Source organism: Rhizobium sp. BK650 (genome assembly GCF_014195325.1).
Lineage (GTDB): Bacteria > Pseudomonadota > Alphaproteobacteria > Rhizobiales > Rhizobiaceae > Rhizobium.
In genome coordinates this window covers 231,807-249,699 of the sequence record NZ_JACIBK010000010.1, presented here as the reverse complement: position 1 = coordinate 249,699, position 17,893 = coordinate 231,807, and the positions used below count along the sequence as shown (strand labels likewise).

Sequence of the window (17,893 nt, the reverse complement as noted above, 5' to 3'; positions counted from 1 at the left end):
ATCCGAAGGAAAGAATTCCGCTAGGAGCGGGCTCTGACGCAGGCCTCCGCCACCAACAACGCAATCTTTCGACAAGATCAACGGCAGCTATTACTATTGACCGGTAAAAGATGTCGGCGGACGTGTGATAGAAGCGGCTAGCCCTCGCTCACCTTCCATTTTGGGGAGCTAGACCAACTCAATAGAACGTTCGTTTACCTCCGTTTGGGGGATCGAACCGTGTACAATCGATAAATGTCGCCTCCCGAACCAAGCATGCACTCCGACCTGACCGTCGAAGCAGACAAAGACTTCGTCGCATCTATCGCCGCTGAGGTTATCGGCGATCCAGATATCGTAGCAGTAAAACTGCATTCCGACGTTGACCGCGCATGGTATCGGGCAACGTCGGAAGACCAACAGACAGTTCTTATTGTTGCCGCGAATGTCGAGCCCTCCCGAGAGGAAGAGTTCACTCAAGAGCTAGAACTACTCCAGTCAATTGCGCATAGCACGGCGATACTGCACCCGACCAAAGTCGTTATGGGGCAAAAGCAAGTCGGGATGACTCTTGTTGATCCCGGTGGCATTCCGCTCGGCAGGGTGTGCAAGGCCGCAGAATGGGGAACCGCATCTTCCATTGGTCGCAAGCTAGAGGTGGCCTGCCGCATCGCGGAAGCGCTGCGGTTAGTTCATGAGGCGGGACTGATCCACGGCGATATGCGGCCCGAGAACTGCTTTCTGACGGAGAACGGTGAGGTGGCGTTTACGGGTTTCGGCCGTGCCGGCAGAGCCATAAATTCTGTTCTGCGCTCCTTTGGGACTCCGGCATATATGTCCCCTGAGGAGACGGGCCGTACAAACCGGCGCCCTGATCAACGCAGCGACCTCTACAGCTTGGGAGTGACGCTGTTCGAACTGCTCACCGGGACCCTGCCATTTTCCGCTTCCGAGCCACTCGATTGGGCACACCGACACCTAACCACGCGCCCACCAAAGCCGAGCCTCAGATATCGCGGGCTTCCCGAACAGCTCGACGCCATCTTGCTCAAGTTACTGGAGAAGGATCCGGACCTTCGATATCAATCTGCCAAGGCGGTCGAGAGCGACCTCAGACGCTGCGTAACGGAGTGGGCTGTCGGAGGAAAGATTGAACGCTTTCCAGTCGCACGAGGCGATCTCTTCAGACACTCGGGCTACGACGCGATGCTCTACGGGCGTGATGTCGCTCGACAGCTTCTGTTGAACTCGGCAGAGCGCGTGGCGGCCGGAGCGGATAGCGAAGTCGTGATCGTGACCGGAGCCGCCGGCATCGGGAAGTCGTCCCTTGTGGCTGGCACACAGCAAACCCTGGTAGGCCGGGGCTTTCTCTTCGCGGAAGGAAAATTCGATCAGAACAGGTGGGAGACGCCCTACTCCACGATCATCCAGGCGTTTCGGGGGCTCGTTCGACAATTGCTGGCGAAAGACGAAGCAGAAGTCCAAGAATGGCGGGCCAATTTCGTCAAGGCTTTGGGAGAGAATGCCGGACTCATGGTGGATCTTGTCCCGGAGCTTTCGCATATAGTTGGCAATCAGCCACCTATCGCGGCTGCGGAGCTTGCCACAGCTGCCGTCCGTTTCAGATACCTTTTTAAGGCCTTCCTAAGTGTATTTGCCACCGCTGCCCATCCGCTCGTTGTCTTCGTGGACGACCTTCAGTGGCTCGATCCGGCGACGTTGGATCTGATCCAAGGGCTTGCGACGGAGCATCAGCTCAAACATACACTCCTGGTCGTCGCATACCGGGATGACGAGGTCGATTCGACCCACTCACTTGCCACCCTCCTCGCCAATATCAGGCAGAACTCTCATCGTGTCACGGACATTCGGCTTGATACGCTTTCGAACACCGATCTTGAGCGGCTCTTGGCAAATGTATTTTCGTGCCCGCCAGAGCGTGTCGAAACACTGGCCGCAATTGTTAATGAGAAGACGGACGGGAACCCGTTCTTTACGCTTCAATTTCTTCGGCAGCTCGCCTCGGATAAATTAGTTACCTTCCAAGCCGACACATCGGAATGGGAGTGGAACGATGCAGAAGTCGCGAGCCGAAGCGTCACACGGAACGTGGCCCAACTCCTTGGACTCCAGCTAGGGAGGTTGCCGAGTAGAACAAAAGGCGCTTTGGGAATCTTGTCGCTTCTGGGCAGCGCGACCGACTTGAAGACAGCCGCACTCGTTCTCGGGACGAAAATCGACGAACTGGAGCCGACGTTGCGGCCCGCAATCGAGGCCGGCATGGTCCGAATGTCATCAAATCTCGTGACCTTCGTACATGACCAAATTCAGATGGCTGCATGCATCTCGCTGGACGACACGGTGCGTGCCAAAGAACATCTGAGGATCGGACGCCTCCTTCTCGCCACCCTCTCTGAGGTCGACGATACGGTTTATATGATCGCCGGCCACTTTGATAAAGCACTAGAGCTCGTTTCTGGCGACGAACGCATGGCGGTCGCGAGAGTCTTCATGGCAGCCGGCGAACGAGCGAGACTTGCGAGCGCCTACACGTCCGCTCAGTCGTATTTTGATAAAGGCCTGTCCGTTCTAAGCCGCGAAGAGGAAGAGAACCATCCTCTATCCTTCGGACTTCGATTGGGCCTTGCCGAATGCGATATAGTCAATGGAAACTTCTCGTCCGCCGAGGAGCGGCTTGCCGAGCTTATTGAAGGAACAACCGCCTTCGCGGAGCGTGCGGAAGTGATATGCCTAACCGTGCTGCTTTTGTTTACGACCGGACGAAACATTGAGGCGGTGGAGACCGGCGTCGAGTTCTTGGGAAAAGCCGGAATCGAATGGCCGCTTCAGCCGGGATACGCAGATGTTGTCGGAGAATTCGAGGAGCTTCACCGGCTTTTGATCGAGAGACCGATCGACGATCTTTTTTTCGCTCCAACAATGGCGGACCCCCACATCAAGTCTTCTATGGACGTGATGACTGAAGTCTTCCCTGCGGCCTACGCAGTGGATCGCCGGCTGATGGAATTCCTGCTGCTTCGTATGACCGTCCTGAGTTTGCGGCATGGTTTGTGCGACAGCTCGAGCGTTGCCTTCTCTGCCTTGAATATGGCCCTGGGCGCTCAATTCAGTGACTACGCGACGGCGTATCAGTTCGGTGAGCTCTCGCGAAAGCTCGTGGATCGAGGACGGGCGGGGAGATACAAGGCGCGTGTATATGCCCTTTTTGCTGGTTTCGCCGTGCCCTGGATCAAGCCACTGGCCCACAGCAATCTCCTTACCGAAGAGGCATTTCGGATCAGCACCTCAACCGGGGATCTGGCGTTTGCCGCCTACAGCGCCAGAAACCATATTACGCATCAGCTAATGTCGGGCAAACCGCTCCCGGAAGTGCAAAAGGTGGCGGAAAATGCCCTATCCTTTGCCCGCATGGTAGAGCTGGGACTACCGCACGAGAACTTCTTCAGCCAAGTTCGCTTCATAAGAAAGCTACGTGGACTGCTGACAGAAGGACACGGCGATGTCGATGGCTGGGCTAACCAGTATAGCAATCCGCTGCCTCGCAACGCGATGATGATCAGTTATCATTGGGTGTTCCGCCTGGCCGAATACTATCTGACGGAAGATTTCTCAGCGGCGCGTGAAGCTGCCTTACGCGTAGAGCCGATCAAATGGGCAATGCGATCCTCGATAGAGGAAGCTGAGTTCGAATTCTATGCGGGCCTCAACGCATCAGCATTAGCAGTACGTGACGTCATGCCAGCCGGTCGCCGTAAACAGCATCTCGAAGACCTCCATCGGCATCACGCCCGGCTAGAGGCGTGGGCGAGCGGATGTGAAATTACGTTCGCCTGCCGTGAAGCTCTGCTTGCAGCCGAGATAGCACAATTGGAGGGCAAGAGTGCCGACGCGCAGTCGCTCTACGAGAAGGCAATTAGGGGTGCCAGGGCGAACGGATTTCTACAAGTGGAAGCGATCGCCAGCGAACTCGCCGGCAGGTTCTATGTCACCCGCGGGTTGGACATCGCGGCGGAAGCTTACCTGAGGCGCGCAAGGGAGGCATTTGCTCGATGGGGTGCGGTCGCGAAAGTGAGGCTGCTCGATTTCCGTTTTATCGACCTGACGAGCCGTGGGTCGCTATCCCAAACACAAGCGTCCCTGGCTTTGCCTGTGGCTTCGCTCGATATTGATGCGGTCGGCAAGGCTTCCCGCGTATTATCGAGCGAAGTCATACTCGCCAGCCTGATCGAAAAGCTGATGAAGCTTGTGGTGCAGAATTCGGGAGCGGAGCGCGGTGTTTTGATGCTTCTATCGGGTGACGAACTTTACATAGAAGCAACGGCCGTTACTGCGGAAGGCGACATTGAAGTCCAGCAAAATAGGAGGCGACATGCCGGGTCCGAGCTTCCATCGTCGGTGCTACATTACGTCACGCGGACAAAGTCAGCGGTAGCTCTGCACGACACAGCAGTCGCGATGTTCGATCCGGGTGACGAATACTTCCAGGTAAACCAGCCGCGATCGATTCTATGCGTACCGGTATTCAATGCTACCACTCTGATCGGCCTTCTCTACGTTGAAAACAACGTGGTTTCCGACGTCTTCTCAGAGAACCGAACCTCAGTTCTGGACTTTCTCGCCTCGCAGGCGGGGATATGGCTCGGTAACGCGAGACTCTACTCGGAACTCCAGCGGAGCGAGGCTTGGTTGCGTGAAGCGCAACGCCTGAGCCGCACGGGCAGCTTTTACTGGAGTGACGAACTCGACCGACTTGAATGCTCAGAAGAAATATACCGCATCTGTCACCTTCCACATCATAGCCCGCTAACGATACGCCACATCGGAGACCTTATTCACCCGGCGGACCAACCGGAATTCCAACAGCTCGTCGAAAGCGCTCGGCAAGACGGGACGGACATTGATCGCCAGTTCAAGCTGCAATTGCATGACGGCAGCATCCGGGATGTTCGTCTTGTGACACGAACAGCATACGACGCGAAGGGTGGCCGCCTGCGTCTTGGCTCTCTGCAGGACGTCAGTGAAATGCAGCGCACGCAAGATGTGCTCGCGCGCATCAGCGCGGAACTCGCGCACGTCTCGCGCACCGCCACTTTGGGAGTTCTGGCGGCATCGATCGCGCATGAAGTCAGCCAGCCTTTGCTGGGTGTTGTAGCGAACGCCGAGGCGTGTCAGATGATGCTCGCCTCCGAACCACCAAACCTCGATGGCGCACGGCGTACAGCCGCCCGCAGTCTCAGAGATGGAAATCGCGCTGCCGATACGATCAGGCGCTTGCGCGGCCTATTCGGCAGTACCACGCCGATTGTTGAGGCTTTCGATTTGAACGACGTCGTCCGCGAGGTTCTCACCCTTGCCGGAAACGAACTTCAGGCGAACGAAGTCATACTCCGATCCTCATTTGCAGAGTGGCTGCCCTCAGCCTCCGGCGACAGAGCCCAGGTACAGCAGGTTGTGTTGAACATTCTTCTCAATGCGGTAGATGCCGTGCGATTTCTCCCCGGCGGCCAGCGTTCCGTAGGTATCTCCACTAGGTCTTACGGTAGGGACCACGTGCGAATTGACATTAGTGACAACGGATGTGGCATCGATGACGAAGACAGCGAGCGACTGTTCGAAGCGTTTTATACCACCAAACCGAACGGTATGGGCGTAGGATTATCGGTCAGCAAGGCAATCATAGAAAGCGTCGGAGGGCAAATCTGGGCAGCAGCGAATTCGGAAGGGGGCGCGACCTTTTCTTTTACTCTCAAACGTGCCAGCAATTTGGATGGCATGCGACCCAGTGGTGAAGCTAAGGGATCACTGCCAGTCCGAAGCTCCTGATTGGGGACGATATCCAAATGCACTCCCCACCAATCATCACGATCATCGATGACGATCAATCGGTGCGGGAATCATTGACCGATCTTTTGGAGGTTCTGGGTTTCTCGCCAACCTCGTATGCTTCAGCCTACGACTTTCTAGCTTCTTTGCCTAAATTACAGACGGATTGCTTGCTTCTGGATATTTTGATGCCTGGAATGAATGGGGTTGAGCTCAACGCGGAGCTCACGAGCCGGTCGATTGCCATCCCTGTTGTGTTTATGACGGGGCATGCCCAGGAAGCTATCATCTCAGAGGCGAGATCTGCGGGAACCTGCCTCTTTAAACCATTCGGAGGAAAGGAGCTAAAGGCCGCGATCGAGTCCGCGATTAAACGCTAGCAGAGGCGTGGCCTTCGAGTTTTCGTTTTGGTTCCGACGCGGCCGAGTCTAGCGGTATCATGAAGGTAAACGTAGCTCCTGTGGGGTCAGCATTTTCCGCCCAAAGCCGCCCGCCATGTGCTTCGACAATGGATTTGCAAATGGCGAGGCCCATCCCCATCCCGTCAGCCTTCGTCGTAAAGAATGGTTCAAACACCTGATCGACGGACGCTAGCCCCGGGCCGTTATCCCGGACTCGAATCCTTATCGTATTCCCGTCCGTATTGGCCGCAATCGAGACCTTAGGTCGCCCTGCGCCTATATGCCCGGCTTCCATGCCGTTCCTTATCAGGTTGACAAGAACCTGCTGGATCTGCACGCGGTCAAGTAAGACTGTCGGGAGATCGGATTCTATGGTCACCTCCAGCTGCACGTTCCTACGGACAGCCTCCTCGACAACCAACTCTTTCGCTGAACTGATGACCTCCTCGACAGAACTCGGCTGTTTGGCTTCATTGGTGTGTTTGAAAAGTGCACGCACGCGCTTAAATACATCCGTCGTTGTTTCGGCGCTGCGTACTACCCGCTCAAGAGCCTTGAGTGCGCGCTCAACATTCGGCGGATCCGCGGAAAGCCAACGTTGGCTCGCATCCGAACTGGAGACGATAGCCGCAAGTGGCTGCCCGACCTCATGGGCTATCGAAGCAGTCAGCTCCGCAAGGCTGGCGGCCTGGCTCGCGCGCGCGAGGTTTTGCTGTGCGACACCGAGTTGCTCCTGATCTCGAACCCAGTCATCGATATCAACACAAACACCATTCCATTGAATGATCACACCTTCCGCATTGCGCATCGGCGCTGTCCGGGTTTCCACCCACCGGTACTCTCCGTCATATCTCCTTAGGCGATGTTTCATGAGGTAGGGCTCACCAGTGCGCAGTGAATATGCGTAGCGTTGCCTTACGAGATCGATGTCGTCAGGATGGATAATTGCATCGAGCGTTGCCTCCAGCCGAGACGCGCGAATTCCATCTTTGTCTTCGACACGGAATCCGAGATACTCCTGAAGTTTTCTGCTGCGATAGATCGGCTTGCCTTCCGGCGTAGCGCAATAAATCATCGTGGGTAGGGTCTCGACCAGCTCTCTTAGAGAGCGTTCGCTTTCCCTCAGCGCCTCAAGGCTCCGGTCGGAATCAACGATCTCAAGCGATTCCTTCTCTCGGTCGCCAACGACAACCCCAGCATGGCTGCCTTCGGATCTGTTGGTGGAAACGAAGTCGAATGCGGCGACCGTACAAAGTGATGATGCTAGAAAGAAAAAGATGTCTAAGACCGTCGTGTTGGCCCCAGAAGCTAACAGTACCAACAAAGAGCACAACAGCGCCGCTGCCATGCCAGATTTGATTATCCCAGAGGTTTGCCCTCGGAAAGATACCAAGACTGTTGCAATGAGAGGAAGAAAAGCCAGCGCTGTTCCGGCAAATATCAACACTGCCACGCCGACCGTGAGCGTCAGTGCGATGGCCAAAACAACTCGTTGAGAATTCGAGTATTTGTCACGACTGATCGCCGATCGCAGAGAATTTCCTGGCATAGCCCCGGCCGCTTCAATTATGCAAGAACATCGTCACGTAGTGGTGACGGTTAAGAGTTCTAGGTAGCAGATTACAGAGGCACTGGGCAGCCTTTATCACAGTTTCAGAAGCGGAAATTGTCAATGGCGAGCATGTTGAAGAGCAATTCTAAACGGGCGTCCCCAGGGGTCTGGCACCCCAGGCACACCAGTAATCTCCAACACAGTTGGTTGCGTGACTGCGTTCGAGAAAGGGCGAGGCGGATTCAAGCGGACACCTTGCGCGTTGTTGAAGGAAGCCGACCTTGGTTATGCCTGAAACTGAACCGGATCGGATTTAAGGTCGCGCTCTTGAAGCGTTCTCACGGTCTCCGCTACAAATTCGGTAAAGACCTGCAAACGGTGCGTGGGCATCCTGCCAAAGGCATGCAGAACTTGGAACGGCATCCGCTTGAGGCCTGCCGACGGGATCACCTCAAAGAGCGTGCCGCGAGCTAGGTCTTCTTGCACGATCAGTTTGATGACATATGCCAACCCAATTCCCGATCTCGCCGCCTGATGGATTGCCGCGGCTGTGTCGAGATCTAGTCGCCCCTTCGGGATGAACTCCGTTCCGTCAGCAAACTGAACCGGATAGGTCCGCCCACCAATCGAGTATCGCGCGAAGGGCATTTCGCGCAGCGTTTCGACAGTCGCCGGCTTGCCTCGTATCGCCTCGAAGTTCGGCGAAGCCACCAAGGCCATATCCAGCTGCGCAAGAGTACGGGAAACAAGGGAATTCTGATCAGAATGGCCTACGCGATATGCTGCATCATATCCATCTCGGACGACCTCGGCGTGGCGGTCAGTCATATCCAACTGCAGTGATATACCCGGATGCACCGCCATGAACTTCTCGAAAATGGGTGCGAGAAGCTGTCGGCCGAATTCACCTGGCAGGCTTACGCGTAGGTGACCTGATGTATTTTGATTTAACAGAACGACATCACGGGCCTGCTCGATAAGGTCTAGTATCGGGCGTATACGCTCGAAGAGCGCCTCCCCTTCTTGTGTTAGCGTGAGTGTCCTTGTGGTGCGGCGGAACAGCTTCGCGCCAAGAACCGCCTCCAGTCGCGACACAGCCTTTGAGGCGGATGACGGCGTCGTTCCAATACTACGTGCAGCTGCGGTAAATGAACCCGTCTCAACGGTTCGAAAGAACGCGAGCAATCCCGCGGTTTCACCTAGAAGAACGTACACCCAGATCCGCCTGTTCTCGGCTTTCGCCGTATAACGCCTGCCATCTCGGATCGACCCGCCCAAGCAGATCTTCGACGCTTAGTCTGGGTATCACCGCTTGCCACGCCGCCTCAGCCTCTTCGATCAGCCGTCCGACTGTCAGACTTACAGTGTGGGTTAGTGATTCATCAACACTAGGTATGAGCCCTTTTAAGCTCGGGCTGTCCATTCGACCGTCTATTGCTTTGACGATTTCAAGGATGACATTTCCCCGCGCGTGTCTGCGCAATCGGTAACCACCACCTGGAGCGCATGAGGCGGTTATGACCTTCACGTGAGCAAGTGCCTGTGGTGTCTTCACAAGAGAGTCCTTGGGTAGGTCGAAACTCGCAGAAAGCATGCTTGTCGTCATAGAGTCGCGAGAGCGAACCGCAATAAGACCACGACAGTGTATTGCCTGTTTTATCTGCGTCCGCAGTCGCATAATTCTACACCAGATGGCGCATTTCATGTCGTCGCGCGTGATTGGCTGGTCGACAGCCAAGAATAGCCGCGTCGGCATTCTGTTTGTAGCAAACTCAGGTTTGGGTAGCAGAATCCGGCGCTCTGCTTTAGCCGTCCAATGATCTTGGAGTGAATGCGGTCACCTTGGGGACTTCGACCGCGAGAAAATCGACGAGCGACCGCACAGCCGGGAGAAGCCCGTTCCTGTAGGGCATGAGCGCGCTCATGCGAGCGTCGGCGGCCATCCACCCGGGCAATATTTGATATAACCTCCCCGCCTCTATTTCCTCTCGACATATGTATCCAGGCAACGCGGCGACGCCAAGATTCGCGCACGCCGCTTCCTTCAGAGCGATCATGTTGTTGCTTAGGAATCTTGGCTCTATGGGAACTTCAACCTCTTGACCTAACGGGCCTTTCAGCCGCCATACCTCTGCTCCATGGCGGTCGTTGGCCAGCGTGGAGTGAGACGAAAGGTCTTCCGGCCTCGACAGGTCGCCCGCCTGTCGCAGGTATTCTGGACTTGCGAACAAATACCAAGGCACACTAGCGATCCCTCTCTGAACCAGTGTAGAATTCTGGAGGGATGCGACATGGCCGCGGAGCGCTAAATCGAACCCCTCTGCTACCATGTCGACCAGCCGATCGGTTGCGATTTCGACAATCGTCACCTTGGGATGTTTGTTCAAAAAAGTTGGGATGAGATCCCGAAGAGCGAATTGAGCTATCTCGACCGCTGTCGTGATCCGAATAGTACCGCTGGGCTCGTGTAGCCTCTGCCGGACGAACTCCTCGGCGGTGTCTGCCGATTGGAGCATGTGAAGGGCATATTGATAGAACTCCGCCCCCACGTCCGTCATGCCGAATTGTCTGGATGTGCGGTTGATCAGCCGCACGCCCAAGGAGTCCTCAAGTTCCCGGACCCTATGACTTAGGGTTGACTTTGGTACGCGAAGGCTTTCGCCGGCTGCAGTAAAACCGCCGCGGTCTACGACTTGAACAAAGAAGTACACATCTTTGAGGTCGAGCATTGGCACCTATCACTTTGGCGCATATAAGCACGAAAAGGTCCTCGCGAGACATCGCGACGACCAATTAATCGGCGGCTTGGTAGTGTGACGTCAAGTGGCTGATGCGTTCAGCTTACGAATTCGACGAAGTCTTCGATCGTTAGCTTGTTATTGACCATATTGTTTTCAGGGAGCGTGTTGTCGGCCCAGCCCAACGACATGCCCGCAATCACCATGTCAGACTCGGGAAATCCGAGCTCACTGCGGAGCAATTGGTGCTGCAGCGACCAAATCTGCTGTGCACATGTGTCCAATCCTCTTGCCTTGGTCGCAAGCATCAGATTCTGCAAAAAACACCCGTAGCAGATGAAGCTCGCCCATTCGAGCTTCCTATCCATCGTGAAAATCATACCCACAGGGGCTCCGAAGAATCTGAACTGGCGCTCGACGTCCTTGAGTCTGCCGTACTTATCACTCCGAGGAACGCCAACCGCATCGCCTAGTTGGCCACGGAATTGATTGAAGCGACCGATGAATGGGTCATGCAACGGCTGCGGGAAGAACGGATATTCCGGTGCCAACTTTTCCGGACCTGCCCGAAAGATCTCGACTGCTTTTGATGTGATGCGATCTCTCGCGCTACCAGTTAGTACGTAACACCGCCACGGCTGGGTATTGCTGGAACTGGGAGCATAGCGAGCTGCATTGAGGATGTCGTTGACGGTTTCGTGGGGGACGGGCGTGCTCAGAAAGCCGCGTTTGGCCCGCCTTTCCATCATTATTTGGTCGACAATACTTGCTCCGTTGATATCGGATTTGTCCCATTTCAGATTGACCTGCATGACAGCTCCCCTTTCTTTTTTTGAGCTGTTGAGAAGAGTAATAGCTCTTTTGAGTTTTAGAAGTTCCTGAGCTTGTACGCATGGTCCAACGACTTGAACGATGGTTCTAAAGCGCCGGACATTCTCGCCGCCAAGCGCGAAGGTTAGTGCGCTCCGAACATGCTCCTTATCGCGTGTACAAGGTCTGCGCGTGTGCCGTCCGAATGGTTCGGAGGAGGCGCTCCGGTGTCGCTATGTGATCCATGTCGATGGAGTCGTCCCGCTAGGTCCTCGATTAAGCGCGGTCGATCCACAACGAGGCTATCGAATACCGACTTCTCGATCTGATAGAAGGTGACCGGTGTCAGTGTAAGAGATTGGCTGCTTTCGGGCTGGCCTGCAAATACCCCCCAAGCGCCGAGGACATCGCCCGGCGCTAGCCTCGCTACGATCTCGTCTTGATCGCGCCGCAACGCGACTCCCTCTCGAATGATCAGCAGCCTGTCGGAGACCGACCCCTTCGCCAACAGCTCCTCCCCCGAGGACGCCCTCTTTTCGATCGCGCCGGCGGCGATTGCGTGTTGCTCCTCCTCTGTCAGATCCGAGAAAAGCGCGATCGACTTCAACAACGTCAGCGTTGAAGTCTTTGGAACGGTGATCTGCCCGTCTGAAATGATCTGGGTTCCCGGCGGGCTTGCCAGGGCAAGCCCGTTGGCAATGCAATGCCTATATACCAAATCGATGATCTCATTCTTGGCACTACTTCGGTGAGCTAAGGAGGTAACGCTGAAGAAGAGCTGAATCTCGATTGCGGCTGCGTCGATTCCGATGAGGGACACACTCGGTGGTGGCTCCTGGATAATGCTGTTGCAGCTGCTTAGGGCGTCCAACATCACTCTGAGCACAAAGGCAGGTGCGCGTGTCGGGACGATGCGAACCCCTAGAACCAGCTGATGCGCTTCGTCGGGCTTACTGACATTCGTCAATCCCTGCTTTGCGAGAACGCTGTTCGGCATCACAACCTGATTCTTGGCACCGGTGAGGAGATAGGTCGAACGCCAATTGCTGGCGACCACCCGCCCTTCAGTGCCATCAGGGAGCAATATCCAGTCTCCGATCGTATAGGGTCTCCCGAGAGTCAAGGCGATGCCCGAGAAAACGTCGCCAAGAGTGTTCTGCAGCGCGAGACCGAGAATGATCGCGAACACGCCCGAAGTGGCAAGAATGGTTCCGATTGGCACTCCGAAAACGAAGGCCATGACAGAAAGCAACACCCCGAGATAGACGATGGCAACTAGCAGGTCCTGTATAAGGCGCGCTTCCCGCGGCCTTCCGTCCAGCACGATGTAGATCCTCACGAACCCGATCGTGGCCCAAGAAAGGTGTGTCCACCACAGTATCTTCGCCATCACGACGAGCGTGCCGGTTCCATCCAGGTGGGGCGCGTCGAACCGAAAAGGCATGATGCGTGCGCAAACAAGAGTTGCGGTCATTGCCAGGAAAAAGACAATCTGAGTTATGAGTCTTTCGTTTGGCCGGGACCGACCCTGGAGGTGCCACACGACAATGCCCGCGATACCGAGCAAATTGATCAAGGCGGTAAAGACAATCGTGTATTGAGACATGCGGACCAATGTTCGCGACGAGCTATGCGAGTAAGGCCCTTTGCCCGTCGCCTCTCAGAGGATTCTTGGTCGGAGTCTATCCCCTGTTAGGCTGTCTCGATATTAAACCAATTGGTAGGGGCTCTGATCGAATATATCGATCCACCCTGGTTGGGCCTTAACCCGTCGGAGCCATGAGCAAATGCCAACAAATCGCTCCATCTCATACATTCCCTGATGGGCCAGCGAAACGTACGCAAAAACCGCCAAATCGGCCACTGTGTATCGTTCCCCCACCAGCCACTCATGGCTGGCAAGCCAGCGCTCCAGCTTTTCAAGCCCCAGATAACCGTCAGCGTGGAGCCGCTCGATCTGTTGGGACATTTTGTCGGCTAAGCCGCGAATATGGTAGACTCTCGCCATAGCGAGAAAGCGTTGGAGGTCTCCTTGCTCGAAAAACATCCAGCCTATGACTTGGGACCGCAAATACGGATCGTCGTAAAGGTACTGCGTACCTTCGCTTAGATAAAGAAGAATTGCAGCCGACTCGACTACACTCCGTCCGTCTTCGAGTTCCAGAACTGGGACACGACTGAAGCGGCTCAACTTGTAAAAAGTGTCGGTCTTGGTCTCGCCCGACTCTAGATCGAGGGTGCGTCGCTCGAAAGGCATCTTCAGTTGGTTTAGCAGGATCCTTATCTTCCATGAATTGCCTGAATAACGGCTGTCATAGAGTCTAAGCATCGCGTGCGTCCCCTCGCCTTTCCGGTCCAACGAGTCAACACTCTAGCCCCTAACCTCCAGGCATGGCTATCAAATTTCGGTTTGAATCCGATCTGCCGACTTCAACCAGCGATGTATGATCTTATGTGTTCCGCCTCGTATTCGATGGCCCGGATGTGGTGCCTGACAGCGTCACCGATCGAGACTATACCGGCCAGACGACCGTCGTGCTCCACAGCGAGATGGCGAGCTTTTTGTTTATTCATGATGTCCATCAAGCGGTTGATGCTCGTCGATCGGCTACAGGAGAAGACGTTCTTCCACATAACTTCGGAGAGCTGCAGATCCATACACGAGATACCGCGCTGAGCTATGGCCGCGACTACGTCCCTCTCGGTGAATATACCCTCGATCCGATTCTCGCGGTCAACGATCACCACTGCGCCGATGTGGTTCGTGTGAAGCAGACGGCAAGCGTCTTTTACAGTATCGGTGCCAGCCGCGGTTACGACGTGGCACCCCTTATCCATCAAAATCGCTTGTACAGACATTTAGCCATCCTCCCCTGACCATTATTTCCGTTCATCGCCATTCGGACGAACACCCAGACGAGCCTCGACCTCGGATGCGAAGGCCAGAAGCGCCTCATCGCGTCCTCTACCGGCCACGATTTGCAATCCGATTGGCATTCCGTCCACCGCGGCCGGAAACATCGGCAGAGATATCGCCGGCATTCCGGCTAAATTGAACGGAGCGGTGTACATCATCAGCGCTTCTCGGATGCTGCCGTTCCACGATCCGATTGTGATTCGATCCGTCCCCAGTGGCGGAGCGGCGCAAGGGCATGTTGGAAGAAGCAGAAAGTCGAGATTGCTCATTGCGGACTCGAGTTGGTAGACGAATTCTCGGCGAGTTTGTTGGCTCTCCGCATAAGTGCCAATCGTTGCCCCTTCCGCCAACGCAAGTCGAAGGGCGGTCTCAGCGCCATACATTGCCTGGATGTATTGTCTATCGTGCCGGCTGAAATGGACGATCCCGCCTTCCGCAAGTACAATCCCCGCAAACGCCTCGAAGCCCCGCCTAAACGATGGCAGGTAGTTTGTTTCAACTACCTTGTAGTGGCTTCCAAGGATGGACACGGCCAGCTCGAATGAGCGCCGGACGTCCGGCGAGATCGGACGGTCATCGGTTCTATCAAGGATCCCTAATCGCCACGGCGAAGTCTGGAACGAGTTACTCTTGATGCCGAGGGCAGCTGCGATCACCCGCACATCATTGACAGACCTACCCAATACCCCCACGTGGTCCAGTGACGGTGCAAGAGGAAAGACGCCCTCGGTAGATAGCACCCCGTAGGTCGGCTTGAAGCCGACAACTCCGCAAAGAGCTGCGGGAATGCGGACCGAGCCGCCAGTGTCCGTGCCGAGCCCGGCGCTGACCGCTCCGTAAGCGATTGCCGCGGCCATCCCTCCGCTCGAACCGCCAGGGATCCTGTTGTGATCCCACGGATTCAGCGTATCGCCAAAATGCTCGCTCGCCGTTGTGACGCCCCAGGCGAACTCATGGGTGGTCGTCTTGCCGACAATGATGGCCCCATTTTCCGTTAGAATACGGACCATCTCAGCGTCAGCAGCGGGTACGTTCTCGGAATAAGCCGGCGAGCCGTATCGCGTTGCCAATCCGGCTGTATCGAAAAGGTCCTTAACGCCGATCGGAACACCTTCGAGTGCTCGAGCCGTCTGGTCTCGATAGCGACCGTCCGACACGGCTGCAGATAGCCTCGCCCTCCGGCCATCGATTTCCGCAAACGCGCGGATCCCGGCGCGGCATTCTTGGGCGGTTGCAATCGCCGCCTCAATTGCTTCGGACGGCAGCCGCCGCCCTGCAGCGTAATCTGCCAGCAGTTCGGCCAAGGAGTGGGGCATATCTGCTTCCATCCGTCTACCAGAGGCTCTCAAGTAAGTCGGCAAGTTTGGCGCGAGCGTCTACACCGAGATCGTCAACCTCCCGGGGATAGTTTTCGAGCAGCAATTCGGCAACGTGTGAGAGAAGGCTTCGGTCGAAGCCAATATCCCTCAGTTTCGAGGGCAAGCCGAGTGAAGTCACAACGCCAGCGATGTCACTTGAGAGAACGGAGGCGGCTTCGCGTCCGGAGGCTTGGCCGTTAAAAATCCTCAGCTTTTCCCCGTAGAAGGACGCGCACGCTGCGATGACCGGCGCGAGCGTGATGCAGGACGTCAGGCTGTGCGGAACGCCGAACGTTCCCCCGAGAATGTGACCTATACGGTGGCTCAAGCCATAAATCACGGATGCTGGAAAGAAATAGCATTGCCAGGCAGCCAACTGGAGTTGAAGGAGGTCGTCGGGCGTGATCGATCCGGCGTCGAACGCTAGTTTTGTTTCGACGCCCGACGGCCATCGATTGAGGACTGTCAAAAAACGAGACACACCGCTGGCCGCAAGAATCGCGTGCGGGTGGTCTGGCTCGACCAGCCGCATCCCTTCAACGGCATGGTCGATCCCCTTGATCGCCGAAGAGAGCAGCAACCTGCGGGGTGTTCCACGGATTAGTTCGGGGTCGATGATCACGACCCGCGGAGCGGTCTCCCTGACTGCATAGCTTCGCTTGAACTTGACCGCCCCTACCATTTCGGTCACGCCGAAATAATGCGAAAATTCCGAGCCCGACAATGTGGTGGGGAGGGCGACGATCGGGAGATGACTTCCGTGCCGCAGTTGATGGAAGTGCGATACGGCTTTTGCGGCGTCGAGTACCGAGCCTCCTCCAAGGGCTATGATCGATTTGGCCCCAGTGCCTTCGCAAGCCCGCAGAGCGTCGTTCACGGTAGTTTCGGGAACATGCGGCGGGAAATCTACGAACTCGCCAACGACGTCGGAGCCCGAGGCGGCGACCACCTCGTTGGCGAGCTCAGCCAGCGGCCCCACCGTGAACAATATTGGCCTATCGATGCCGTAGCGACCAAGTTTCGTCAGGGCGTCGGAAAGGACTTGGCGGCCCCAGACGACTTTCTCTTGCGGTAGAAAATCAAGCTGCTGCATGTTTCACTCCTGCCATCCAGGGGGCTCGTCGTCGTTTACGGCAGTACCGGCACAGGTGCGGGACGGTACGTGATATGACGTTCGATCTTGCGGCGTTCGCTTTCCAGATGCTCCGGAAGACATAGCTTCTGACCTAAGAGGGCGGCGTCTTCGTCTATCGTAAAGCGGTTCGGGGTGGACAGTGCGCAAATATGGCCATCCGGATCACGGAAAAGGAACTGGCGTGCGTATACCGTGTCCTGGATCGTCGACACGTCGATACCGACTTTCTTAAACCGCGCATGTTCGTCGGCGAGAGCGGCATCGTTTTCTACTTCCAACGCAAAGTGATGCGAAAGTCCGGTACCAAGCCGGCCACTCCTATATCCGGGCAGACCGAAGAAGGTCAGCACAGAACCGGGCGATAGGTCCTCGTCGCAGGCGTAATAGAAGTGGGTTCCGCCTTTCTCGTCGAGATAGTCGGTCTTCTTGATGAGTCTAAGTCCCACCTTCTCCACGAAGAAGTTCTCGGTTCTCTCCGCATTGCTCGAAATAGATGTGATGTGATGAAAGCCTCGAAGGGCGAAATCGGATGTGATTTGGGGCACCGGCCGGGGCCAGGTTTCAAGGGCGACCTGTAATTCGTCGCGACCACCGATCAGGTTTTCCTTAGGTTGCGGGCGAAACCCTGAGCCGAGGACGGCCTCGTCGTGGCCGAAGCCGGGCTCCGTCGTCGCGATTTCGATAATTGCGCCGTCGGGATCGCGCAGGTAGATCGCATGGAAGTAGTGCCTATTGTAGGGTCCGGTCACATGAACGCCGTGACCGGAAAGGCGGCGCTTCCACTTTAGGAGACCGTCCCTGTTCGGCACGTGCAGAGCAAGATGATGGTTCGTACCGGCACCCCAACGTCCCTTGGGATCCCCGACCCGAGGATTCGCGACGCCGTCACGGGTGGCATTCTCTTCGACGAAACCTCCATCCGGCATCATATAAAAAATGGGATTCCACTCGATATACGTGATGGTTTCGCCACGCTGTGGCTCACTTCCGAACGACTGGAAACCAAAGGTGACGATCGGAAGGCGGGCGTCATGGTGATGAACCGTCCTCTTTACGACCGACAAGCCGAGAACCCTGCTATAGAAGTCCTCAGTCCGCCTGATATTGGCTGCAACGAAAGTCTGGCTGTTGACGCCTCTGATGACCATCTGGTTCATGT

Annotated in this window: 13 protein-coding genes; 2 read left to right on the top strand and 11 right to left on the bottom strand. The window is 56.0% G+C overall.

The annotated features are described in order from the left end of the window. The first annotated feature begins 255 nt into the window (after nt 1–255). Both FHX15_RS22970 and FHX15_RS22965 read left to right on the top strand, forming a co-directional pair. On the top strand, nt 256–5,823 hold the full coding sequence (locus FHX15_RS22970; protein WP_184400667.1) for an AAA family ATPase: 5,568 nt from the start codon (nt 256–258) through the stop codon (nt 5,821–5,823). A 17-nt stretch (nt 5,824–5,840) separates the two neighbouring features. Beyond that, entirely contained in the window at nt 5,841–6,203 is a 363-nt protein-coding gene (locus FHX15_RS22965; RefSeq protein WP_184400666.1) for a response regulator, read from the top strand. Here FHX15_RS22965 and FHX15_RS22960 read toward each other — a convergent pair. The 11 genes from FHX15_RS22960 to FHX15_RS22910 all read right to left on the bottom strand — a co-directional run bounded on the left by FHX15_RS22960 (nt 6,193) and on the right by FHX15_RS22910 (nt 17,882). After that, nucleotides 6,193–7,707, bottom strand: coding sequence for a sensor histidine kinase (locus FHX15_RS22960; RefSeq protein WP_246779036.1), 1,515 nt, complete (start codon nt 7,705–7,707; stop codon nt 6,193–6,195). The two genes, FHX15_RS22965 and FHX15_RS22960, sit on opposite strands and share 11 nt — an antisense overlap. 354 nt (nt 7,708–8,061) lie before the next feature. Continuing rightward, nucleotides 8,062–9,054 (bottom strand): LysR family transcriptional regulator, encoded by a 993-nt coding sequence (locus tag FHX15_RS22955; protein WP_210290812.1) that lies wholly within the window; start codon nt 9,052–9,054, stop codon nt 8,062–8,064. Beyond that, nucleotides 8,972–9,454, bottom strand: a complete 483-nt coding sequence (locus FHX15_RS31810) for an Rrf2 family transcriptional regulator (RefSeq protein ID WP_409527029.1) — start codon at nt 9,452–9,454, stop codon at nt 8,972–8,974. The genes FHX15_RS22955 and FHX15_RS31810 overlap by 83 nt, the downstream gene beginning before the upstream one ends. A 127-nt stretch (nt 9,455–9,581) precedes the next feature. Further along, nucleotides 9,582–10,505, bottom strand: coding sequence for a LysR substrate-binding domain-containing protein (locus FHX15_RS22945; protein ID WP_184400662.1), 924 nt, complete (start codon nt 10,503–10,505; stop codon nt 9,582–9,584). 107 nt (nt 10,506–10,612) lie between these two features. Continuing rightward, on the bottom strand, nt 10,613–11,326 hold the full coding sequence (locus FHX15_RS22940; protein WP_184400661.1) for a nitroreductase: 714 nt from the start codon (nt 11,324–11,326) through the stop codon (nt 10,613–10,615). Nucleotides 11,327–11,469: 143 nt separating this feature from the next. Further along, a complete protein-coding gene (locus FHX15_RS22935) occupies nt 11,470–12,930 on the bottom strand; it encodes a mechanosensitive ion channel family protein (protein WP_184400660.1) in 1,461 nt (486 codons plus the stop codon). Nucleotides 12,931–13,032: 102 nt separating this feature from the next. Continuing rightward, on the bottom strand, nt 13,033–13,653 hold the full coding sequence (locus tag FHX15_RS22930; RefSeq protein ID WP_184400659.1) for a glutathione S-transferase family protein: 621 nt from the start codon (nt 13,651–13,653) through the stop codon (nt 13,033–13,035). A 101-nt stretch (nt 13,654–13,754) separates the two neighbouring features. Further along, a complete protein-coding gene (locus FHX15_RS22925; protein ID WP_184400658.1) occupies nt 13,755–14,183 on the bottom strand; it encodes a CBS domain-containing protein in 429 nt (142 codons plus the stop codon). A 21-nt stretch (nt 14,184–14,204) separates the two neighbouring features. Next, nucleotides 14,205–15,569 (bottom strand): amidase, encoded by a 1,365-nt coding sequence (locus tag FHX15_RS22920; RefSeq protein ID WP_184400657.1) that lies wholly within the window; start codon nt 15,567–15,569, stop codon nt 14,205–14,207. Between the two features lie 4 nt (nt 15,570–15,573). After that, nucleotides 15,574–16,692, bottom strand: coding sequence for an iron-containing alcohol dehydrogenase (locus FHX15_RS22915; protein ID WP_184400656.1), 1,119 nt, complete (start codon nt 16,690–16,692; stop codon nt 15,574–15,576). Nucleotides 16,693–16,727: 35 nt separating this feature from the next. Continuing rightward, nucleotides 16,728–17,882, bottom strand: a complete 1,155-nt coding sequence (locus FHX15_RS22910) for a VOC family protein (RefSeq protein ID WP_281413827.1) — start codon at nt 17,880–17,882, stop codon at nt 16,728–16,730. Nucleotides 17,883–17,893: the final 11 nt, after the last annotated feature.